Genomic DNA, 21930 nt, shown 5'->3' with positions numbered 1-21930 from the left:
CAGGCTGCGGCTCAGCCCAGCCGCAGCCGTTCGCTGCCCACCAGCCGGTGGTAGACCGCGTACAGCAGCAAGGTGGCCGCCAGCAGCAGGCCGCCCAGCGCGGTGGCCATGCCCCAGTTGATGGTGGTGTTGGTGTAGAAGGCGACAAAATAGCTGACCATCTGATCATTGGGACTGCCCAGCAAGGCCGGGGTGATGTAATAGCCTATGGACAGGATGAACACCAGCAGGCAGCCGGCGCCCACCCCGGCCACGGTCTGCGGCGCGTACACCCGCCAGAAGCCGGCGAAGGGGTGGCAGCCCAGCGAGATCGCCGCGCGCAGATAGCTGGGGGAGATGCCCTTCATCACGCTGTAGATGGGCAGAATCATGAAGGGCAGCAGGATGTGCACCATGGCGATGTAGACGCCGACGCGGTTGAACACCAGCTGCAGCGGCTGCTCGATCAGGCCCAGGCTCAGCAAGGCCGAGTTGATCAGGCCGCCGGACTGCAGCAGCACGATCCAGGCGGCCACCCGCACCAGCACCGAGGTCCAGAACGGCAGCAACACCATGATCATCAGTAGATTGCTGCGGCGCGTGGGCAGGCTGGCCAGCAGATAGGCCAAGGGATAGGCCAATAGCAGGCATAGCGCGGTCACCACCAGGCTCATCCAGAACGTGCGGGCGAACACGCTCAGATAAATGCCCTGGTCCGGCATCGCGCGGCTGAGTTCGCCCAGATCGTCGATGCGATGGTCCAGCGCCGCCAGCAGATAATAAGGCGTGTAGGCGGACTGGTTGCGGCGTATCGCCAGCCAGTAGGCCGGGTCGCCCCAGCGTTCGTCCAGCTCGGTCAGCGCCTGCTTGAACGAAGCCGGCCCCGGCTCCAGCGGCAAGGCGCGCGAGGTCTTGCCCAGCAGGCTGCGGAAGCCGGGCACCTCCATGTTCAGCCGCTTGCCCAGATCGCCCAGCGTCTGGCGCTCGCCGGCCAGCCGCACATCGTCGGCGAGCGCGCGGTAAGCCGCCTCCGGCGGCAGCGACTTGCCGTCCCAGGCCGCCAGCGCCCGCACCGTCCGCGGCAGCGAGCCCGCCACTTCCGGATTGTCGACGCTGCGCAGCAGCAGCGCGCCGATGGGCACGATGAAGGTCAGCAGCAAGAACAACAGCAGCGGCGACACCAGCGCCAGCGACTTGAGCTTGCCCAGCCGCTCCGCCTGGGCAAGCCGCGCCTTCAGGGGCCGCGCGTCCGGCACGGACGCGCGGGAATGGGATACGGTGGAGGCCGTCATGGCTTTACTCCGTCAACAGCCGCCGAACGGCGGCCTGCGCGCTTGAACATGGCGGCCGCCCTACTTCGCCGCCCAGACGTTGAATCGCTGCTCCAGGCTCTCCGCGTGGTCGGCCCAGAACTCCAGATTGATCTTCAGCGCGTCCTTGATGTTCTGCGGCGCGGTCGGCAGATCCGGCAGCTCGCTCTTGTCCAGCAGCGGAATCGCCCGCTTGTTGCTGGGACCGTAGGCGATGTTCTGCGAATAGACCTTCTGGTTTTCCGGCTTGCTGGCGAAGGCGATGAACTGGTAAGCCTGATCGCGCTTGGGCGTGCCCTTGGGAATCGACCAGTAATCGAAGTCGTAAAGATTGCCGTTCCACACCACTTTCAGGTTCTTGCCCTCCTTGCGCGCCACCGCGATGCGGCCGTTGAAGGCGGAACTCATCACCACATCGCCGGAGGCCAGGTACTGCGGCGGCTGGGCGCCGGCCTCCCACCACTGCAGATAGGGCTTGATCTGGTCCAGCTTCTTGAAGGCGCGATCCACGCCAGCCGGGGTGCCCAGCGCCGCATAGACGTCCTTGGCCGCGACGCCGTCGGCCAGCAGCGCAATCTCCAGCGTGCCCTTGGCACCCTTGCGCAGGCCGCGCTTGCCAGGAAATTTCTTCAAGTCCCAAAAATCCTTCCAGCCGGCCGGCGCGGTTTTCAGCTTGTCGGCGTTGTAGGCCAGCGCGGTGGACCAGACGAAAATGCCGATGCCGCAAGGCTGAACCGCGCCGGGCACGAAGTCGGCCTTATTGCCGATGCGCGCGTAGTCCAGCCGCTCCAGCAGGCCTTCGTCACAGCCGCGCACCAATTCCGGCGATTCCACCTCCAACACGTCCCAGGAGACGCTCTTGGTGTCCACCATGGCCTTGAGCTTGGCCATCTCGCCGTTGTATTCGCCGCTGACCAGCTTGAGCCCGCTGCTCTTTTGGAACGGCGTGTAATAGGCCTTGCCCTGGGCGTCCTTGTTGGCGCCGCCGTAGGAAATCACCGTCAAGTCCCTGGCCGAAGCCGCGCCGGCCAAAACCAGCGCGGCGCCCAGCAGGATGAATCCTTGTTTGACCACCATCCTCATTCTCCTTGTTGACTGCATCGTGACCCCGGTCAGGCCGGCGACCCATACGGCCGCGGCCGGCAAGGCGTAACTACGTCATCATCACTCTCCCGCACATGGGCGGCGGAACCGCGATAAGAACCTGTTTACGATCTGCTGCGCGTCGTGAGACGTGACACGGTGAGTGCCGCTTCGAAATGCTCATGCACCACGTGTACATTCCGCTTTCTCAGCCGCAACGCCTTGTCTCGCCTTAGCTCGCGAGATCGTAAACACGTTCTAAGGAGTGATGAAGAACCGGCCCGCGCGGCGAGCCGGACAAGCATGCTTAATCCTGCAGCGCCAGCGCATCCAGCGCCCGCGCGTGTTCCACCTGCCAGCCCAGCGGCACCACATCGCCCACCGCCAGTTGCGGGTCGAGATCGGCGATGGGTTGTTTGACGTAGAAATCGGCGCGGCCGCAAGCCTCCAGCCGCACCCGCACGTGGTCGCCCAGATAGATGAATTCGGCCACCCGGCCGGAAAAGCGGTTGGCGCAGGCCTCGCTGCGCGCGTTCAGGTGCACGCGCTCCGGCCGCACCGACAGCGACACCCGGCTGCCGGCCTCGCCCACCTTCACCGCCAGCGCCGTCACCCGTTCGCCGCGCTCCAGTTCCACCAGACAGCGCTCGCCGTCCTGGCTCAGCAGGGTGCCTGGCAGGCGGTTGTTCTCGCCGATGAAGTTGGCGACGAAGGCGTTGTCCGGCCGTTCGTAAAGCTGGGCCGGCGCGGCGACCTGCTGGATTTCGCCCTGGTGGAACACCGCCACCCGGTCCGACATGGTCAGCGCCTCGCCCTGATCATGGGTGACGTAGACCACGGTCACACCCAGCCGCTGGTGCAGATGCTTGATCTCCATCTGCATGTGCTCGCGCAATTGCTTGTCCAGCGCGCCCAGCGGCTCGTCCATCAGCACCAGCTGCGGCTCGAACACCAGCGCGCGCGCCAGCGCCACCCGCTGCTGCTGCCCGCCCGACATCTGGCCCGGATAGCGGCCGGCGAAAGCATCCAGCTGCACCATGGACAGCGCCCGTTTCACCTTGTCCTGGATATCCGCCTTGGACACCCCCCGCACCGACAGCGGGAAGGCCAGGTTTTCCGCCACCGTCATGTGCGGGAACAAGGCGTAGTTCTGGAACACCATGCCGATATTGCGCTTGTGCGGCGGCACACGGTTGATGGAACGGCCGGCCAGCTGAATCTCCCCGCCGGTGGGAGTTTCGAAACCGGCCAGCATCATCAGGCTGGTGGTCTTGCCGGAGCCGGACGGCCCCAGCAAGGTGAGGAATTCGCCCTGGCGGATGTCCAGGTTCAGGTTTTTGACGATGAGGTTCTCGCCGTCATAGCTTTTCTGGACGTCGAGGAAGCGGACAAGCACATCGCTGGCTGCGGACATGGCGGCGGCACCTGAGGGTGAATGCGTATGCCGACCATGCTAGGGAGCGCGGCGCGCGCCCGCCATCGGCGGGCGGCGGATTTTGCCGTCGGGATAAACGGCGCGCGCTGTAGGGAAATTCTTAGTGCGCCGCAGCAGCCAAGCTGCGTTAAAACAGCTGATGCTCGATCGCGTAACGCACCAGATCCGCCAGCGACTGCGCGCGCAGTTTCTGCATCAGCCTGACCTTGTGGGTGCTGACGGTCTTGGCGCTGATCGCCAGCAACTGCGCCACCTCGTTGACATTGGCCCCCTGCGCCAGGCGCTGGAACACCTGGAATTCGCGCTCGGACAACTGGGCGTGCGGCGGCCGCTCATCGCTGAGATTGACTTCGAACACCAGCCGATCCGCCAATTGCGGGTCGATGTAGCGGCCGCCGCCGGCCACCTTGCGGATCGCGGTCAGCAGCAGCGCCGGATCGCTGTCCTTGGTGGCGTAGCCGGCGGCGCCGGCCTTGAGCGCGCGCGCCGCCATCTGCACCTCGTCGTGCATGGACAACACCAGGATGGCCGGCGGCTGCGCCAGCGCCCGCAAGCGCGGAATCACGTCCAGGCCGCTCAGGCCCGGCATGGAAATGTCCAGCAGCAGCACATCGCAGGCGGCGGCGCGCAAGGCGTCGAACACCGCGGCGCCGTTGGCGGCCTCGCCGACCACTTGCAAATCGTCGGCCAGGCCGATCAGTTGCTTGACGCCTTCGCGCACGATGGTGTGGTCTTCCGCCACAATCACTCGAATCATGTCTTCTCCTCCCCTTCATCCGGCCGCAAGGGCAAGCGGGCCGTCAAACTGCAGCCTTGTCCCGGCGCGCTGGCCACCTCCAGGCCGCCGCCGAACATCAGCAAGCGCTCGCGCATGCCCACCAGGCCGTAGGAACTGCCCGCTTCCCCCGGCCGCCGCTCGAAGCCCTTGCCGTCGTCGATAATGCTTAGCACCAGTTCTCCCGGCAAGGCCTGCAAGTGCAGCGTCACCGTGTGGGCCTCGGCGTGACGCATCACATTGGTCAGCGCCTCCTGCAACACCCGGAACAGGCCCACCGCCTTGGCGCCATCCAGGCGCAGCGGCGTGTCCGGCACCAGCACCAGGCAGGGGATGCCGCTGCGGGCCTCGAAGCGGCGCGCCTGCCATTCCACCGCCGAAGCCAGGCCCGCGTCCAGGATGGGCGGCCGCAGCGCGGTGGCCACGTCGCGCACCAGGGCGAAGGTCTGGGCGATCAGTTTCTTGATGCTGGCCAGCCGCTCCGCCGCCGCGCCCTCCGGCCGCCCCAGGCTCAGTTCCAGCATCGAGGTTTCCAGCTTGAGCACGGTCAGCACCTGGCCCAGTTCATCATGCACCTCGCGCGCGATATGGGCTTTTTCCTCCTCGCGCACCGTTTCGAGATGGGCGGCCAGATCGCGCAGCATCGCGCGCGACGCGCTCAGCTCCAGTTCATTGCGCTTGCCGGCGCTGATATCCCACAAAATGCCATCCCACACCATGCCCGTTGCGCCGTGGCGGCGGGCGCTGGCGCGCAGATCCGCCCAGCGCTCAGCGCCGTCGCGGGTCAGAATCCGGCCCTGCCAACTCCAGTCGCGCAGCTCGCGCCGGGCGGCCCGCCAGCTGTCGCGCAAGGCGGCGGCGTCCTCCGGGTGCGCCAAGGCTTGCAAGCCTTCCGGCCGCGCCAGCAAATCCGCGGCCGGATAGCCGGTCAGCGCCAGGCTGGCCTCGCTGACGAAGGCCAGCCGCGGGTCTTCCGCCGCGTCGGCGCGCTCCAGCCGGAACACCAGGCCCGGCACATTGCCGGCGATGCCCTTGAAACGCGCCTCGCTTTCCCGCAGCGCGGCGCGCGCCTGCCGCTTCTCGCTGACGTCATGCATGAAGGCCACCAGGTAGTCGGCGCCGCCGAAGCGCAGAAAGCTGAGCGAGACATCCAGCGGCAGGCGGCCGCCGTCGGCGCGCAGGCAGTCGGTTTCAAACTGCAGCAGGCCGCGGCTCCGCGCCCGGCTCCACAAGTCCAGCCAGCCGTCCATGTCCAAGTCCGGCTGGAAGCGCGACAGCGGCTGCCCCAGCGCCTGCGCCTCTTCGCAAGCCAGCATCGCCAGCGCGGCCTGGTTGGCGTAGCGCAAGCGGCTGTCCCAGTTCAGCCACAAAATGCCCACCGTGCTGTGATCCACCGAGAACTGGGTCAGCCGCAAGGCCTCGGCGCTGGCTTCCCGCTGCGCCAGCGCCTGCCGCGCCGCCGCCAGCGCTTGCCGAGACTGCCGCTGCTGCCGGCGCTGCCACAGCAGCGCGCCGGCCAAAAGCAGGATGAGCAGGATCGAAACCTGGCTCAGCCTGCGCCAGAACGGCAGGCTGTCGGCCAAGGGCGTCGGCTCGGCCTGCACCCAGCGCGTGTAGAGATGGCCGCGCTGCGAGGCCGGCAGCGCGCTCAAGGCCCGGTCCAGCAGCATCGCCAACTGCGGCCAATCCTGTCGCGACGCTACCCGCAGCAGCCGGGTGGCGCCGCTGTCGCCCACCGCGCGCAGACGCGAGAACTCCGGCTCGCGCAGCAGCTGGTTCAGTTGCGCCTCGTCCACCACCGCGTAATCCGCCTGCTGCTGCAATACCTGCTGCAGCGCGTTGCGGTCCGAGCCTGCCGGCCAGCGCCACAAGGCCGGATAGTTGGCGGCCAGGAAGGTCGCCGCCGCGCCCGACTCGGTCACCGCCACCCGCGCGCTGCTCGGCAGCTGCTCCAGTTCCAGCGCCGCCGCCGGCTCGCCGCGCCCGACCAGCTTGTAGGATATGCGCAGGAAGGGAGCGGAAAACAGCCAGTCGCGCAAACCGGCCGGGGTCTGCTCCAGGCCGGGCGCGACATCCACCTTCCCCGCCCGCGCCGCCGCGCTCAACTGCGTCTTGCTCGGATAGGCCGTCCAGACCAACTTGAGCCCCAGCTCGGCGGCCAACCGGTTCATCAGTTCCACATGCGCGCCGCTCAAGACCTGCCGGCGCGCGTCCAGCACCGCGTATGGCGCTTGCGGCACCACGCCCACCCGCAACACCGGGTGCCGGCTCAGCCAGTCCCGCTCCGCCGTCGCCAGGCTCAGCGCCCAGCTCGCCGGCGCCAGCCACAGCGCCGCCCATCCCGCCATCCACAATAAGGCTCTCAATGCGTCCCTCCCGCGCGCCGAACGGCGCGCATGCCACCATACTGTGGCAGCGCGGCGATACTGTCTAAAAAATCAAACGCAAGGCGGGAAAGTCTGTGGCAGGAGGCGCAGGCGGGGGCAATCGAGTCGGTGATGGGAGGATTGAGAACGAGCGACGGATGCGGGGAACGATTGCGGGCTTCAAAAATGCGCCGCCGCCGGCCAGAAAGCGCGAATTGCACTGCATCGCCGGCGGCGACATCAGTATACTGTGACGCTATTCGAAAACTTGTCGAAAATACTGAGCAGAGGCCGGCAACGGCACGCCATCGAGGTGATAGGCATGGACATTGGATTACGCGTCAAACAAGTGCGCGAGCACTTCTCGCTGTCGCAGCGCGAGCTGGCGAAACGGGCCGGCATGGCCAACGCCACCATCTCGCTGATAGAACAGAACCGGGTCAGCCCGTCCATCAGTTCGCTATTGAAGCTGATCCAGGGTTTCCCGATGACGCTGACCGAATTCCTGACCTTTGGCGAACCACCGCCCAGCGACCCTTACACCTTCCGCCGCGAACAGCAGCCGGACCTGGGCCGCGACGGCCTGAAGCTGCTGCTGATCGGCGCGTCCAATCCCAATCGTCAGATGCGCATGCTGCGCGAACTGTATTCGCCGGGCGCGGACACCGGCAAGGAAATGATCACCCACCCGGAAGGCGAGGAATGCGGCGTGGTGGTGCGCGGCAGCGTGGAGCTGACCGTGGACGGCCACATCAGCATTCTCTCCGCCGGCGACGGCTATTACTTCCCCAGCACCCTGCCGCACAAATTCCGCAATATCGGGCCGGACGAGGCGGAGATCATCAGCGCCAACACCCCGGCCAATTTCTGATAACCCGTTTACGATCTGCTGCGCTTCGCGCAGCATTGCACGGTGAGTACGGCTTCGAAATGCTCATATACCTTATGACCATTCCGCTTTCTCAGCCGCTTTCGCCTTAGAGCCTGTTCAAAGTCTCGCGAGCAAGAGCGAGACAAGGCGAAAACGAGCGAAAAAGCGGAATGTACTCGTGGTACATGAGCATTTTGAGCTTGGTTTCAACGCCGTATCGCCGAAGCGCAGCAGACTTTGAACAGGTTCTTAGCTCGCGCGATCGTAAACAGGCTCTAACGCCGGATCAGGCGCGACCCACCGCGGCCAGCGCCCCGCGTCCCAGCCGCTGCGGCAGCAAGCTGCCGGCCACCATGCCGAAAATGCTGAAGCCCAGGCCCACCAGCTGCGGCGGCCAGAACGCGTCCGCCGGGCCGAACCAATCCAGCGCCAGCCAGCTGGACAGGCCGAAGGCGATGGCCAGCAGCGCCCCCTGCGGCGTGGAACGCTTCCAGAACAGGCCGGCGAACAGCGGCGCCACCGCCGATACCAGCGTCACCTTGTAGGCATTGCCCACCATCTCGTAAATGGTGGCGTCCGACACCAGCGCGAACACCGTGGTGACGATGGCCAGGCCCACCACCGTCAGCCGCATCGCCAGCAGGAACTGGCGGTCCGACATCACCGGGATGAAGCGGCTGAGCACGTTCTCGGTGAAGGTCACCGACGGCGCCAGCAAGGTGCCGGACGCGGTGGACATGATGGCGGACAGCAGCGCGCCGAAGAACATCACCTGCGCGAACAGCGGCGTGCGCTCCAGGATCAGGCTGGGCAGAATCATCTGCGCGTCCTGCTGCATCCAGCGGCTCACCATGGTCGGATCGATCAGCGTGGCGGCGAAGCCGATGAAGATGGGCAGCATGCAGAAGGTCAGATACAGGCCGCCGCCGACGATGGACGCGCGCGCGGCGACGTTCTCGCTCTTGGCCGACATCACCCGCTGGAAGATATCCTGCTGCGGGATGGAGCCCAGCATCATGGTCAGCAAGGCGCCGACGAAACCGACGATGTCCTTGGGCGCCATGCTGGGAATCATGGTGAACTTGTCCTGCGCCGCCGCGTGCTGCAGCACCTTGACCGGGCCGCCGGCCATATCGCCTATCAGCCAGGTCAGGTAAAGCAGGCCGGCGACGATCACCGTCATCTGGAAAAAGTCGGTCAGCGCCACCGACCACATGCCGCCGAACAGCGTGTACACCAGCACGATGGCCGCGCCCAGCAGCATGCCGGCGTTGGCGCTGATCGCGCCCTGGGACAGCACATTGAACACCACTCCCAACGCGGTCAGCTGCGCCGCCACCCAGCCCAGGTAGGACGCGATGATGCACAGCGACACGAACAACTCCACATTGCGGCCGAAGCGCTGCTTGTAGAAATCGCCTATGGTCAGCAGGTTCAAGCGGTACAGCGGCCGCGCGAACAGCAGGCCCACCAGCACCAGGCACATGGACGAGCCGAACGGGTCTTCGACGATGCCGGCGAAGCCCTTGTCGATGAAAGTGGCCGGGATGCCCAGCACCGCCTCCGAACCGAACCAGGTGGCGAACACCATGGCGGTGACGATGGGAAACGGCAGGCTGCGGCCGGCCACCGCGAAATCGCGGGCATTGCGCACGCGGGTGGCGGCATACAGGCCTATGCCCACGGACAAGAGCAGATAAACAACGACGAAGCCAATCAGCATGGGAAGGATGTTCCTCTTCTGGCGGCGCGCGCACGCGCACAAACGGAAGCCCAAAAGCAAGAGGCCGGCGGGGGCATCTGACACCCCGCCAGCCTCTCTCAATTCCTGAAAACCTTGATATCTTGCTTTGCCATCAAGGGTTTGGGGGGCGATGATAACGCAGCTTTTTCCCGCTGTGTACCCATGAAGGAATGGTTTTTTTACGCAGGCGGCAAATTGCCCGGATGTCATCCGCGGCCAGCCGCCTGTCAGCGCCCGGCGCGGCGGCGGCGGGGTCAAAAAAAGCCGCCCAGGCGGGCGGCTTTGGCGTCAGGCTCAGGCGGTTTCGCCGCCGTCGACGCGGCGGCGGGTTTGCAGGATGGGCGGCGCCCATTGCTCGCCCGGCCGTTTCTTGCGCGTGGCCAGCGTCAGTTCCGACGGCGCGAAGATATTGATGTTGTGGGTATTCGGCGTGGTGATCAGATACTGCGCTTCGGTGGCCTTGAGGAAGCCGGCGACGCGGTCGATGTTGAAGATGTCCAGGTGGGCGAACGGTTCGTCGATGAAGACGAAGCCGGACGGGTTGGACTCGTCCATCATCAGGCCTATCAGCAGGATCAGCGACTTCATCACCTGCTGGCCGCCGGAGGCCTCGCCGTCGTTCATGCCCATCAGGCCCTTCTGGTCGAAGTTGAACTTGAGCACCAGGCCCGCCTGGGCCAGCGCGGCGTCGTCGTTGGACAGCTGCGGCAGCTCCACTTCCACCTGGATGCCGGCCAGTTCGCCCAGACGCTTGACGTTCTGGCCGTAGGCGCGGACGGTGGCGCGCAGCTTGCCCATATAGGCGGCGCGCGCTTCGTCGGTCAGCTCGCGCGAACGGTCCACCTCGCTCTGGCGGCGCTGGCGCTCGCGGTCCAGGCCGCTCAGGTCTTCCACCAGCTTGTCCTTCAAGGCCAGCACCGCTTCATCCTGTTCCCAGTCGCCGTTCTGCAGCCGCTCTTCCAGATAGTTGAGCTGGTGCTTGGCGTCGGCGGCGGTGTCGAACTCGCTTTCGAGCGCCGCGACGTTCTCGCTCGCCAGCGCATTGGCCGGCAGCCGCTGCGCCCATTCGCGCAACTCAGCCAGCAAGCGGCGCACCTGGCGGCGCGCCTGCTCCACTTCCTGCTGTTTGCGCTGGAACACCGCCAGGCTGTCCTGCTCGCGCTGGCAAACGCGGTCATGCGCCAGCCGCGCGTCGCTATAGCGCTGATCGGCGGCCTCTTTCTCGGCGCTGGCCTCGCCCAGCGCCGCGCCCAGGCGCTCCACTTCCGCTTCCAGCCCCTGTTTGCGCGTTTCCAGCGCGGCGAACTCTTCGGCGCGGCTGTCCAGCTGGCGGATGGCGTCCATGCCGCCCAGGTATTCGGCCAGGCCGGCGGCTTCGCGCGTCGCCGCCACCAAGCGTTCTTCGTCGGCGAGGATGCGCGTGTTCAGCGTCTTCAGTTCTTCGCGCAGCGCCAGCAGCCGCGATTGGCGCGCGGCTTCGCCGAAGGCGAATTCATGCGCCGGCACGCCGATGTGGCGCGCGCCGCGGCGTTCGCGGAAATAACCGTCGCGGGTGATCCAGTCGCCATTGATGTCGGCGCCCTGCTCGGCGTTGTCGACGCGGCTGACGCTGTTCATCTGCCGATACAGCCATTCCGGCGCGTCGGCGGAGAAGCGCACCACTTCCATCAGACTGCCGGCGTTGGCGCGCGGCGGGCTGCAGCGCTCCGGCACCACGAAATGGCGGTAGCGCAGTTTCTCGCCGATGCGCCAGGCGTCGCGACGGTCGCTTTCCCGCTCCAGCAGCACCACGTGGCGATAGCCGCGCAGCAGCGCTTCCACCGCTGCCTGCCAGTTGGGGTCCAGCACTTCCACGATGTCGGACAACATCTGATGGCCGATGCCGGCATCGTCCAGCGCCGCCTTGAACTGGCGCACGTCTTCCGGCGAGCGGCCGCGGCCGATCTCCAACGCTTCCAAGTGCTGGGAGCTGTCCTGGCGCTGCTTTTTCAGTTCGCGCAGGCCGTCCTTCAATTGCTCGGCCTCGCCGCGCAAGGCGGCCAGCTGGTCGGCGAGCTGGGCGGCGTCGGCGCCGTATTCCTTGCTGGCCAGCGCCTGCAGCCGGTCGCGCTCCTTGAGCTGGCCGGCCACGCCGGCGTGCTCGCCCTTGGCGGCGACAAAGGCTTCCTGCGCGCCGACGCGCGAGGTTTCCGCCGCCTTGCGCGAGGCGTCGGCGGCCACTTCCGCCGCCTTCAGCCTGGCCACCAGTTGCAGGGTGTCGGCGTGCTCGGATTGGGCCTGGTTCAGCACATGGTAGTTGGCGCGGTAGTTCTGCCAGACATTGCCCAGCGAGGTCTTGGCGTCCAGATAGGCCAGCACCGGCAAGGCCTCGTCGCGCAGCCGGGCGATGCCGGTTTGCAACTGCCGCCATTCCAGGTAGCGGTTGGCGCGCGCCTTCATGGTTTCCACCCGCGTCTGCAAGGCTTCTTCCTGGCGGCTCAGCGCTTCCAGCTCCAGCTCGGTGGCGCGTTGTTCGTCGCGCGCGCGCTGGTAGTTGTCCAGCACATCCTTGTCGCCGAAGACCTGGAACACCAGGTCCAGCAGTTGGCGCGGGCTGTATTCGGTGAGCTTGTCGGTATCGCCCTGTTCCAGCGCCAGCACTTCCGCCACCGCCGGGGTCAGGCCGGCCATTTCCAACCGGCGGCGGTATTCCTGCACCCCCAGCCATTGGGCCTGGCCTTCGGCCAGCTCCAGCGCCACGTCGCCGTCCAGGATCGCGTAGTGGCGCACCCAGTCGCCGCCCTGTTTCTTGACCCGGCACAGCAGGGTCACGGTGTCGGAGACGATGGGGAAAAAGGGTGTCGGATACAGGCCGCCGCTGGGGCGGCGCGGATTGTCCACCACGCCGCGCAGATAGGCGAAGGGTTCCTTGTTATTGCGCACATAGCGCTTGTAATCGCGCTTGCCCGAGCATTTGATCGCCAGCAGGGTGCGCATCGCGTCCAGCAAGGTGGTCTTGCCGGAGCCGTTGGGGCCGATGATGGTGACGATCTGCGCGTCCAGCGGCACGGTCAGCCGCTGCCAGAAATCCCAGTGCACCATTTCCACCGATTTCATCTGGAACATCAGCGCGTCTCCTCTTGCGCCGCGTCGTCGGGCGGCAGATCAAACAATGGGCCGGCGGAAGCCTCGGCGGCGTCCTCCTCTTCCGGCGCGGCTTCGGCGCGCTTGTCGGCCAGCGCGTCGCGGCCTTCGCGGCGCAGCAGCACATCGGCCAGCGCGCCTTCGATGATGCGCGGCGCCAGCTGGGCGTAATCTATCATCAGGTCCAGCATCGGCCCCTCGTCCAGCCAGCGGCTGCGGCGCACGATGAAGCCGAGATTGACCAGGCGGCCGAGGTTGGCGTTGAAACGGGTGCGGCCGCCCAGCGCCTTGCCGAAGTCGGCGTAGAGCGCGTCCTCGGACAGGCCGGTGGACACGGTTTCTCCGGTTTCCAGCGGCTTTTGCGCGCCGAACATATCGCTCTGGTTTTCCTTGCCGGCTTCGACGCGGGCGATCTGACGCTCGCGCTTGGGCAGGATGATCAGCGCCCACAGAATGACCAGCAGCGCCACGCCGTCGCGCGGCAGGCCCAGGTTGTTATTCAGCCAGGCGTCGCCGGAGCCGAACACCGGCTCGGTCATTTCCGGCAGCAGCGCCACCGCGATGTGCTCGGCGTAAGGATTCTCCACCAGGCGCAGGCCGACTGCGGCCAGGCTCTTGTCCAGTTCCAGGCGGAAGCTGTCGTCCAGCAGCGCCTTCTTCGCCAGCGCGTCGCCGCGCGGCACCACCCGGTGCGCCAGCAGACGGGCGGTCAGGGTTTTGATTTCTGTTTCCATTAAGAACCTTTTTGAGCCGCGCCCACCAGCCGCGCGTCGGACAGCGTGGCCACTTCGGGGTGTTCCGGCTCGATCACGCCTTCGCCGCCTTCCAGGCTGAACGGCAGCTTGGCCAGCGCGGCGACTATGCTTTGGTCGTTGCGGGTTTCCGGATCGCCGATCAACGACAGCAGCGACAGCCGATAAGCGGTTTCGTCGTAACTGTCGGCCAGCACCGCCTGGCTGATGTGGACATCGGCCGCACCGGCCATGCCCAGCTCCAGCAGCACGTCGTACATGGCCTCGGCCTCCAGCAGGCGCTCCATTTCCGGCGCGTCCGCCAGCGGCGCGGCTTCGCCGCCCGGCAAGCTCATGTCGCCGGCCTTGGCGCGCTCGCGCGCCAGCAATTCGAATTCCGCCACATCGCCCAGCTCCGGCGTGGACAGGAAGGCCGGCTCGGGATTGATGTCCAGGCAGCCGTCCAGCTTGTGCGCCAATTGCCCGGCGGCCATGCGCCGCAGCCAGTCGGCGATGTCGGTGGACGTGAGGCCGGAGCCGCCCAGATGCACGCGCTGCGCCGCCAATTGCGCCAGCCGGCGCTCGAAGGTGCCGGCCAGCGCCAGCATGCGGCTTTGCGCCAGCGCGATGGCCTGGGCCTGGTTGAGCACCAGCAGGCTCAGCGTGTCGTCCTGGGTCAGCCCCTTGATCACCTCGGTGGACTTGGCCACCCAGCGCCACACCGCCTCCAGGCGGTGCTGGGCGGCGCGGATGCGGAATTCCGACTGCGACTCCAGCGCTTCCTCGAACTCGACGTACAGCTCGTTCAAGCGCGCCAGCAAGTGTTTCAAGGCCTCGTCCGATACCTGGCCCACCGCCTGGCCGGCGGCCACCTGGCTGGTCAGATAGCCCAGCTCGACGTCGTCGCCGGCGAAATCCACCATGGTGGCCAGCGCCGCCAGCGCGATGCGCGCGCCCTCGGACAATTGGTAGACGCCGCCGTCGCTGTCATAGACCAGCAAGCCGCCCTCGCGCAGCCGCCCCAGGATGGTGGCCAGCTTGGTGTCGTTCAGATAGGCGAAACGCTGAGCGATTTCCTGCGGCGTCCACAATGGCGCTTCGGCGCGGCCGCCCAGCTCGCGCAACACCAGCAGCCGCATCAGCACTTCCTCGTCGCCGCCGCGGAACAGGGTGACGAAGACGGACAGATAGGGCCAGGCGCCGGTCAGCCGCGACACCGCCTGCAAGGAGGCGGGCTCGATGCCGGGCTGGAAAAAATCGGAGAGAGAATCCAAGGGCACTCCACCACGCGCGCGGGCGTGGAATGGCAAAAGCCATGATTGTCCGGGGGGCTTGGGCGTTCGTCAACGCATGCCCTGCGGCGGCGCTATCTTGGCCGGCCCGGTTTGGCATAAGATTCGACGATGGAGCCGCACACCGCGAGAGGAGAAGCCATGTACACCCACCGCCAGCCCTTGCTGTCGCCCAGCCTGGGCAGCCAGCGCGAGCTGATCAGCTTTCATTTCGGCGTGCCGCAAAGCGGCGAGAAAATCTACATCCAGGCCAGCCTGCACGCAGACGAACTGCCCGGCATGCTGACCGCCTGGCATCTGAAACAAGCCTTGCAGCGGCTGGACGCCGCGGGCCTGCTGCGCGGCGAAGTGATCCTGGTGCCGGTGGCCAATCCCATCGGCCTGAACCAGAACCAGAGCGAAAAGCTGCTGGGCCGCTTCGATCTGCAAAGCGGCCAGAACTTCAACCGCCATTACCCGGTGCTGTCCGAGACGGTGTACGAGGAGGTGAAGGCGCAACTGGGCCGCGACGGCAAGGCCAATACCGCGCTGATCCGCGCCGCCGCCCGGCGTCAACTGGGCGCACTGGCGGCCGGCAGCGAATTGCAATCGCTGCGCCACACCCTGGCCAAGCTGGCTTTCGACGCCGACGTGGTGCTGGATCTGCACTGCGATTGCCGCGCCGATCTGCACCTCTACACCGGCACCCCGCTGTGGGAGCAGTGCGAGCCGCTATCGCGCTATCTAGGCGCTTGCGCCACCTTGCTGGCCACCGACTCCGGCGACCATCCCTTCGACGAAGCCTGCAGCCAGCTATGGTGGCAGCTGCGCGACCTGGCGGCCGCCGAGGGCCTGGACGTCCAGATCGACATGGCCTGCCTGGCGGTGACGGTGGAGCTGCGCGGCGAACGCGACGTGCATCACGATTACGCGCGCCGCGACGCCGAAGGCATTCTCAACTTCCTGCGCCACCGCGGCGTGATCGCCGAGGCCGCGCCGCCGCTGCCGGAACTGCGCTTCCCGGCCACGCCGCTGGCCGGCTCGGAAAACCTGTACGCGCCCCACCCCGGCGTGGTGGTCTACCACGTCCAGCCGGGCAGCGAGGTGGCCAGCGGCGAGCTGCTGGCCGAAGTAATCGACCCGCTGAACGACCGCTGCAGCGAAATCCGCGCCAACCGTCCCGGCATGCTGTACGCCACCAGCGATCGCCCCTACACCACCACCGGCCTGTCGCTGGCCAAGGTGGCCAGCCGCGAGGCGTTCAAATCCGGCAAGCTGTTGTCGGCCTGAATCAGAAAGGAAATCGATATGAGAATCTTGATCTGCGCGATCGCGCTCCTGGGCCTGAGCGCCTGCAGCCAGACCAAGGCCCCGGAGCAGGCCAAGGTGGGCATGGCCAACCCCGCCTCGGTGTATTGCGGGGAGAAGGGCGGCAAGCTGTTGCCGCAGAAAGACGCCCAGGGCAATGAATACGCCTTGTGCCAATTGCCGGACGGCCGCACGGTGGAGGAATGGACGCTGTTCCGCGCCGATCACCCCCAGTAAAGGGCTTATCCACAGCCCACGACAAAATCCAAACTTATCCACAAAACAACAAAACCGCCGGCCATCATGCGCCGGCGGCTTGTATCCCCCTTGAGCAGGGTAAGGCTCAAATCACTTCAGGCTGCCCGACAGGAAGGCCTTCAAGCGCTCGCTCTTGGTATTGCCGAACACCTCGTCCGGATGTCCTTCCTCTTCCACCCGCCCCTGGTGCAGGAACATCACGTGGTTGGACACATTGCGGGCGAAACCCATCTCATGGGTGACCACGATCATGGTGCGGCCCTCCTCGGCCAGCGCCTGCATCACCTTCAGCACCTCGCCCACCAGTTCCGGGTCCAGCGCCGAGGTCGGCTCGTCGAACAGCATCACCTCCGGCTCCATCGCCAGCGCGCGCGCTATCGCCACCCGCTGCTGCTGGCCGCCGGACAAATGCGCCGGGTACTTGGCCTGGGCGCGCTCGTCCAACCCCACTTTCCGCAGGTATTTGACCGCGCGCTGGGTCGCCTCCTCCTTGGAAATTCCCAGCACGTGCACCGGCGCCTCGATCACGTTCTCCAGCACCGTCATATGCGCCCACAGATTGAAATGCTGGAACACCATGGCCAGCTTGGTGCGCATGCTTTGCAGCTGCTTCTGGTCCGCCGGCATCAGTTCGCCCTGCTTGGTGGGGCTGAGACGTATCGCCTCGCCGTTCAGGCTGATGCTGCCCTGATTCGGCTTTTCCAGGAAGTTGATGCAGCGCAGAAAGGTGCTCTTGCCGGAACCGGAGGAGCCGATGATGCTGATCACGTCGCCGGCCTTGGCCTGCAGCGAGATGCCCTTCAGCACTTCATGGTTGCCGTAGCTTTTGTGGATGTTCTGGATATTCAGCTTGTCCATCATGGAATCCGTTTCTCAGTGTTTCGTCGGCTGCAGATAGGCCAGCCATCTGGTCTCGGCCTTGCGGAACAGCCCCACCAGGATGAAGGTGACGCTCAAATAGATCAGCGCGGCGAGGCCGAAGGCATTGAAGGAGTCGTAGGTGGCGGCGTTGACGTCGCGCGCCACCTTCAGGATGTCCGGCACGGTGGCGGTAAAGGCCACGGTGGTGGCGTGCAGCATCAGGATCACTTCATTGCTGTACGCCGGCAGCGCGCGGCGCAGCGCCGACGGAATGATCACCCTCCGGTACAAGGTGAACTTGTTCATGCCATAGGCGCGGCCGGCTTCGATCTCGCCGTAAGGGGTGGCCTTGATCGCGCCGGCGAAGATCTCGGTGGTGTAAGCGCAGGTATTCAGCGCGAACGCCAGAATGGTGCAGTTATAGCCTTCGCGGAAGAAATGGTTGAGGAAGCCCACCTCGCGCACCGCGTCCAGGCTGTACATGCCGGTGTAGAAGAACAGCAGCTGCACATAGAGCGGCGTGCCGCGGAACACATAGGTGTAGAACCAGACGCTGCGCGCCAGCCATTTGACCTTGGACACCCGCGCCACCGCCAGCGGAATGGACACGACGAAGCCGAAGGCGATGGACAGCACCAGCAACCACATGGTGACGGCCAGGCCGGACAAGTGATAGCCGTCCGACCACAGGAAGGGGCGCCAGTACTGCTGAATGATGTCTATCATAGTTCGGCCTCCCGCACGCCCATGGAATAACGGCGCTCCAGCCACATCAGCACGAAATTGGACACGGTGGTGAGCAGCAGATAGATCACCCCGGCCACCAGGGTGAAGAAGAACACCTTGTAAGTGCTCTTGCCGGCGTCGATCGACACCTTGACCACGTCGGTCAGGCCGATGATGGACACCAGCGCGGTGGCTTTCAGCATCACCTGCCAGTTATTGGAAATGCCGGGCAGCGCGAAGCGCATCATCTGCGGAAACTGGATGCGGCAAAACACCTGCCAAGGATTCATGCCATAGGCGGTGCCGGCCTCCAGCTGGCCCTTGGGCACCGAGATGAAGGCGCCGCGCAGCGTTTCGGTGAAATACGCGCCGTAGATGAAGCCCAGCGTCACCACGCCGGACACGAAGGGATTCAAATCTATCCGCTCCATGCCCCGCCACTCGGTCAGACGGTTGATGCCGATCTGCAGGCTGTAGAAGATCAGCAGCATCAGCACCAGGTCCGGCACGCCGCGGATCAGCGTGGTGTACAAGGTGGACACCCCGCTCAGCAGGCGATTGCTGGACAGCTTGGCGCCGGCGCCGACCAGGCCGATCAGAAAGGCCAGCAATAAGGACAGCACCGCCAGCTCCAGCGTCACCAGCGTGCCTTCCCAGATAATGGAACCGAATCCATACAAAAACATGCTCATCCCCTTTCAGGAGCGGCGGCGCAACGCGTCGCGCCGGTCCTGACTTGCGCAAAAGACGAGCCGCCGACAAAACGGATGGCCTATGGCGGCCACGGAAGCGCTGCGGGTTCCAATGCAGCGGTTTTGTCGGCGGCTGGCTAGAACCCGTTCAAAGCCTGCTGTGCGTCGGCGATACGGCGTTGAAAACAGCTTCGAAATGCTCATGTACCACTTGTACATTCCGCTTCCTCAGCTGTTTTCGCCTTGTCTCGCCTTAGCTCACGAGGCCTTGAACAGGCTCTTAGCGTTTACTTGCCGTAAACGTCGAAGTTGAAATATTTCTTCTCAAGCTTCTTGTAGGTACCGTCTTTGAGCATGCCGGCGATGGCCTTGTCGATATCGGCCTTCAATTCCTTGTCTTCCTTGCGCAGGCCGATGGCGGCGCCTTCGCCCAGGGTTTGCGGATCCACCAGCTCCTTGCCGGCGAAGCCGAAGCCCTTGCCGTCCGGCTTCTTCAGGAAACCTTCGTCAGCCTGCACCGCGTCTTGCAGCGAAGCATCCAGACGGCCGGCCACCAGGTCGGACAGCACTTGGGTCTGGTTCTGGTAAGGCACCACTTCCACTCCGGCCGGCGCCCAGTGTTTCTTGGCGTAGGCTTCCTGGATGGTGCCCTGCTCCACGCCCACGCGCTTGCCCTTCAGCGCGGCCGGAGTCGGCATCAGGCCGGAACCGTTCTTGGCCACCATCCGTGTCGGGGTGTTGAACAATTTGGCGGAGAAGCTGATCTCTTTCATCCGCGCCTCGGTCACCGACATCGAGGACAGCACGCCGTCGAATTTCTTGGCTTTCAAGGCCGGGATCATGCCGTCGAAATCGTTTTCCACCCATACGCATTTGGCTTTCAAACGCTTACAGATTTCATTGCCCAGATCGATGTCGAAGCCGACCAGCTGGCCATTGGAGGCCTTGGATTCAAACGGCGCGTAGCTTGCGTCCACGCCGAAACGGACTTCCTTCCAGTCCTTGGCCCATGCCCCAATCGATGCGGTCATCAGACCCAAGGCCATCACAGCCAACGCTTTCTTCATTTGCTTCTCCTCATAGACTTCATCTACAGCCAACGGTGAAAACCCCGAGCCGACAGCCCGGCATATGCATTTCACAAGATAAAGCGCTTGGGGCTTTTGCCCTCTGGTTTGGTCCAGCTCCGCGAGGGGCTGAGCGGTTCATGTTATATAAATAGAGCAATTTGTCTATACCGTCTCCGCTGCCCGCCGCCAACACCGCCCTTATCTAAGCTTACGTCATGTCATCTGAAAAAATTAATGACTTGGTATTTCAGCGATCCGGCGAATTCGCGGCCCGTTGAGGACAAAATACAACATCCAAGCGCCCACACAAGTAACGCTTGGTATCGGAATGGGTGTACCTACAAGTGAAAAAGTCTTCACATGAACAAACTACCGTCCCCTGCCGGGGGCGCTGTTCAAATGGCAGACGAGGACAAAGCAGACAGGTAAGAAGGCGGGAAGGGTAAGGGGCCGCAGCCCTGAAGCATGGGGGAAGGATCAGCCCAGCGTCTGGCTGCGCGGCGGCTCCGGCGGCCTATCGGCTCACGCCAGCTTGCGCACCTCGGTGGCCTCAGGCGCCAGCTCGACGCCGTCCGCGTCCCGGGGCGACATCAAGGGCACGGGCTGGCCGCTCTGCTTGTCCACCAATAAGGAATGGCGCTCGCCCGGCGCGAACAGATGCCGCTCGCCCCACTGGCGCAAGGCCAGCACTACCACGAATAGGCTTTCCCCCTTCACCGTCAGCACATACTCCTGATAAGCGCTGCCGTCCGAAGCCGCCTGGGTGGCGAGGATTCCGGCATCGACCAGCTTGCGCAGCCGGTCGGACAAGATGTTGCGGGCCACGCCCAGGCTGCGCTGGAAATCGCCGAAGCGGCGCATGCCGTCGAAGGCGTCGCGCACAATCAGCAACGACCAACGATCCCCCACCACATCGACGCCGCGGGCAACGGGACAGGGCTCATCTTTCATGGTCATGGTCTTGCGGGGCGACATCGGCTTTCCTTGCATGCGGTGGTGAACGGGGCAATCAGTTGCATTTTAAAACCAGATGTCCTAGCATTCAATCGGTTTCATTTTGCAACTAGATTAAATGAACTCGAGACCATGAACGCCAGGCACACACCATCGTCACCCTTGAAGCGCGCGCCGGCGCGCCCGGCCAATATGCCCGCCGGCCTGCTATGGCTGTTTGCCGTCGCCAGCGGCCTGAGCGTGGCCAACGTCTATTACGCCCAGCCCCTGCTGGACGCGCTGGCCCGTGATTTCGCCATCAGCCAGGCCGCCATTGGCGGCGTGGTCACCGCCACTCAGATCGGCTGCGCGCTGGCCTTGCTGCTGCTGGTGCCGCTGGGCGATCTGCTGGAGCGCCGCCGGTTGATGAGCGCGCAGCTGCTGGCATTGGCTGCCGCGCTGGTGGCGGTGTCCATCGCGCGTTCCGCGCCGGCGCTGCTGGCCGGCATGCTCGCGGTCGGCCTGCTGGGCACGGCGATGACGCAAGGCTTGATCGCCTATGCGGCCAGCGCCGCCGCGCCGCATGAACAAGGACGCGTCGTCGGCGCGGCGCAAAGCGGCGTCTTCATCGGCCTGCTGCTGGCGCGGGTGTTCGCCGGCGCCGTCAGCGACCTGGCCGGCTGGCGCGGCGTCTACCTTGCCGCCGCCGCGCTGATGCTGGCGATTGCGCTGCCGCTGTGGCGACGGCTGCCCGCGCTGGTCGTCGCCAAGCCCTCAATGCGCTACCCGGAGCTGATCGCCTCCATGCTGACGCTGCTGCGGCGGGAAAAGACGCTGCAAATCCGCGGCATGCTGGCGTTGCTGATGTTCGCGGCCTTCAACATTTTCTGGAGCGCGCTGGTGCTGCCCTTGAGCGCTCCGCCCCACAACTACTCCCACACCGCCATCGGCGCCCTGGGCCTGGTGGGCGCCATCGGCGCGCTGGCCGCCGCGCGCGCCGGCCACTGGGCCGACCGCGGACATGGCCAGCGCACCAGCGCGGCGGCGCTGAGCCTGCTGCTCCTAGCCTGGGCGCCGCTGGCGCTGATGCAGCAATCGCTGGCGGCGCTGCTATTAGGCATCGTGCTGCTGGACCTGGGCGGCCAGGCGCTGCACGTCAGCAACCAAAGCCTGATTTTCCGCAGCCGTCCCGAAGCCCATAGCCGGCTGGTCGGGCTGTACATGCTGTTCTACGCGCTGGGCAGCGGCTTGGGCGCAATCGGCACCACCGCCGTCTATGCCCATGCCGGCTGGCAAGCCGTGTGTTTGCTCGGCGCCGCCGTCAGCCTGCTGGCGCTGCTGTTCTGGTGGGCGACGCGGCGCGCGATGCCCGCGATGGCGGATCGATAAAGAAA

General features: G+C 65.4%; 18 protein-coding genes. 4 read left to right on the top strand and 14 right to left on the bottom strand.

The window, feature by feature from the left end:
* Positions 1-11 precede the first annotated feature (11 nt).
* The 5 genes from ACE3QM_RS08635 to ACE3QM_RS08615 all read right to left on the bottom strand — a co-directional run bounded on the left by ACE3QM_RS08635 (position 12) and on the right by ACE3QM_RS08615 (position 6948).
* Positions 12-1271 carry an ABC transporter permease gene (locus tag ACE3QM_RS08635; protein WP_374421410.1) on the bottom strand — a complete coding sequence of 420 codons (1260 nt, stop codon included), beginning with the start codon at positions 1269-1271 and terminating at the stop codon, positions 12-14.
* A gap of 60 nt (positions 1272-1331) precedes the next feature.
* On the bottom strand, positions 1332-2366 hold the full coding sequence (locus tag ACE3QM_RS08630; RefSeq protein WP_374421409.1) for an ABC transporter substrate-binding protein: 1035 nt from the start codon (positions 2364-2366) through the stop codon (positions 1332-1334).
* A 313-nt stretch (positions 2367-2679) separates the two neighbouring features.
* Entirely contained in the window at positions 2680-3786 is a 1107-nt protein-coding gene (locus tag ACE3QM_RS08625) for an ABC transporter ATP-binding protein (protein WP_374421408.1), read from the bottom strand.
* A gap of 148 nt (positions 3787-3934) precedes the next feature.
* Positions 3935-4564, bottom strand: a complete 630-nt coding sequence (locus tag ACE3QM_RS08620) for a response regulator (RefSeq protein WP_374421407.1) — start codon at positions 4562-4564, stop codon at positions 3935-3937.
* A complete protein-coding gene (locus ACE3QM_RS08615; protein WP_374421406.1) occupies positions 4561-6948 on the bottom strand; it encodes a PAS domain S-box protein in 2388 nt (795 codons plus the stop codon). The genes ACE3QM_RS08620 and ACE3QM_RS08615 overlap by 4 nt, the downstream gene beginning before the upstream one ends.
* 322 nt (positions 6949-7270) lie before the next feature.
* Here ACE3QM_RS08615 and ACE3QM_RS08610 point away from each other — a divergent pair, with 322 nt between their 5' ends.
* A complete protein-coding gene (locus ACE3QM_RS08610) occupies positions 7271-7819 on the top strand; it encodes a cupin domain-containing protein (protein WP_048408694.1) in 549 nt (182 codons plus the stop codon).
* A 286-nt stretch (positions 7820-8105) separates the two neighbouring features.
* On the opposite strand, the gene ACE3QM_RS08605 is transcribed toward ACE3QM_RS08610, so the two are convergent.
* From ACE3QM_RS08605 to ACE3QM_RS08590, 4 genes are all read right to left on the bottom strand, one after another.
* Positions 8106-9542: a sodium:solute symporter family protein gene (locus tag ACE3QM_RS08605; RefSeq protein ID WP_048408623.1), complete on the bottom strand. Its 1437-nt coding sequence runs from the start codon at positions 9540-9542 to the stop codon at positions 8106-8108.
* Positions 9543-9857: 315 nt separating this feature from the next.
* A complete protein-coding gene (locus tag ACE3QM_RS08600; RefSeq protein WP_374421405.1) occupies positions 9858-12668 on the bottom strand; it encodes an ATP-binding protein in 2811 nt (936 codons plus the stop codon).
* Positions 12668-13420 carry a hypothetical protein gene (locus tag ACE3QM_RS08595; RefSeq protein WP_231464033.1) on the bottom strand — a complete coding sequence of 251 codons (753 nt, stop codon included), beginning with the start codon at positions 13418-13420 and terminating at the stop codon, positions 12668-12670. The genes ACE3QM_RS08600 and ACE3QM_RS08595 overlap by 1 nt, the downstream gene beginning before the upstream one ends.
* Positions 13420-14697: a hypothetical protein gene (locus tag ACE3QM_RS08590; protein ID WP_231464035.1), complete on the bottom strand. Its 1278-nt coding sequence runs from the start codon at positions 14695-14697 to the stop codon at positions 13420-13422. Before ACE3QM_RS08590 ends, ACE3QM_RS08595 begins: the two co-directional genes overlap by 1 nt.
* 153 nt (positions 14698-14850) lie before the next feature.
* On the opposite strand from ACE3QM_RS08590, the gene ACE3QM_RS08585 reads away from it, so the two are divergent.
* Positions 14851-15978: a succinylglutamate desuccinylase/aspartoacylase family protein gene (locus tag ACE3QM_RS08585; RefSeq protein ID WP_374421404.1), complete on the top strand. Its 1128-nt coding sequence runs from the start codon at positions 14851-14853 to the stop codon at positions 15976-15978.
* Positions 15979-15996: 18 nt separating this feature from the next.
* On the top strand, positions 15997-16233 hold the full coding sequence (locus ACE3QM_RS08580) for a DUF333 domain-containing protein (protein WP_048408618.1): 237 nt from the start codon (positions 15997-15999) through the stop codon (positions 16231-16233).
* A gap of 111 nt (positions 16234-16344) precedes the next feature.
* Here the strand turns inward: ACE3QM_RS08580 and ACE3QM_RS08575 are convergent, their stop codons facing one another.
* The 5 genes from ACE3QM_RS08575 to ACE3QM_RS08555 form a co-directional block, all read right to left on the bottom strand.
* Positions 16345-17112: an ABC transporter ATP-binding protein gene (locus tag ACE3QM_RS08575; RefSeq protein WP_374421458.1), complete on the bottom strand. Its 768-nt coding sequence runs from the start codon at positions 17110-17112 to the stop codon at positions 16345-16347.
* A 15-nt stretch (positions 17113-17127) separates the two neighbouring features.
* Positions 17128-17841, bottom strand: coding sequence for an ABC transporter permease (locus tag ACE3QM_RS08570; protein ID WP_048408617.1), 714 nt, complete (start codon positions 17839-17841; stop codon positions 17128-17130).
* Positions 17838-18527, bottom strand: a complete 690-nt coding sequence (locus ACE3QM_RS08565) for an ABC transporter permease (protein ID WP_048408692.1) — start codon at positions 18525-18527, stop codon at positions 17838-17840. Before ACE3QM_RS08565 ends, ACE3QM_RS08570 begins: the two co-directional genes overlap by 4 nt.
* Before the next feature lie 293 nt (positions 18528-18820).
* Positions 18821-19600 (bottom strand): ABC transporter substrate-binding protein, encoded by a 780-nt coding sequence (locus ACE3QM_RS08560; protein ID WP_374421403.1) that lies wholly within the window; start codon positions 19598-19600, stop codon positions 18821-18823.
* Between the two features lie 525 nt (positions 19601-20125).
* Positions 20126-20578 (bottom strand): winged helix-turn-helix transcriptional regulator, encoded by a 453-nt coding sequence (locus ACE3QM_RS08555; protein ID WP_374421401.1) that lies wholly within the window; start codon positions 20576-20578, stop codon positions 20126-20128.
* A gap of 111 nt (positions 20579-20689) precedes the next feature.
* On the opposite strand from ACE3QM_RS08555, the gene ACE3QM_RS08550 reads away from it, so the two are divergent.
* Positions 20690-21925: an MFS transporter gene (locus tag ACE3QM_RS08550; RefSeq protein WP_374421400.1), complete on the top strand. Its 1236-nt coding sequence runs from the start codon at positions 20690-20692 to the stop codon at positions 21923-21925.
* Positions 21926-21930: the final 5 nt, after the last annotated feature.

This window comes from Chromobacterium sp. (assembly GCF_041912965.1).
In the GTDB taxonomy this organism is placed as follows: domain Bacteria; phylum Pseudomonadota; class Gammaproteobacteria; order Burkholderiales; family Chromobacteriaceae; genus Chromobacterium; species Chromobacterium aquaticum.
This window is presented reverse-complemented; position numbering and strand designations above follow the sequence as displayed.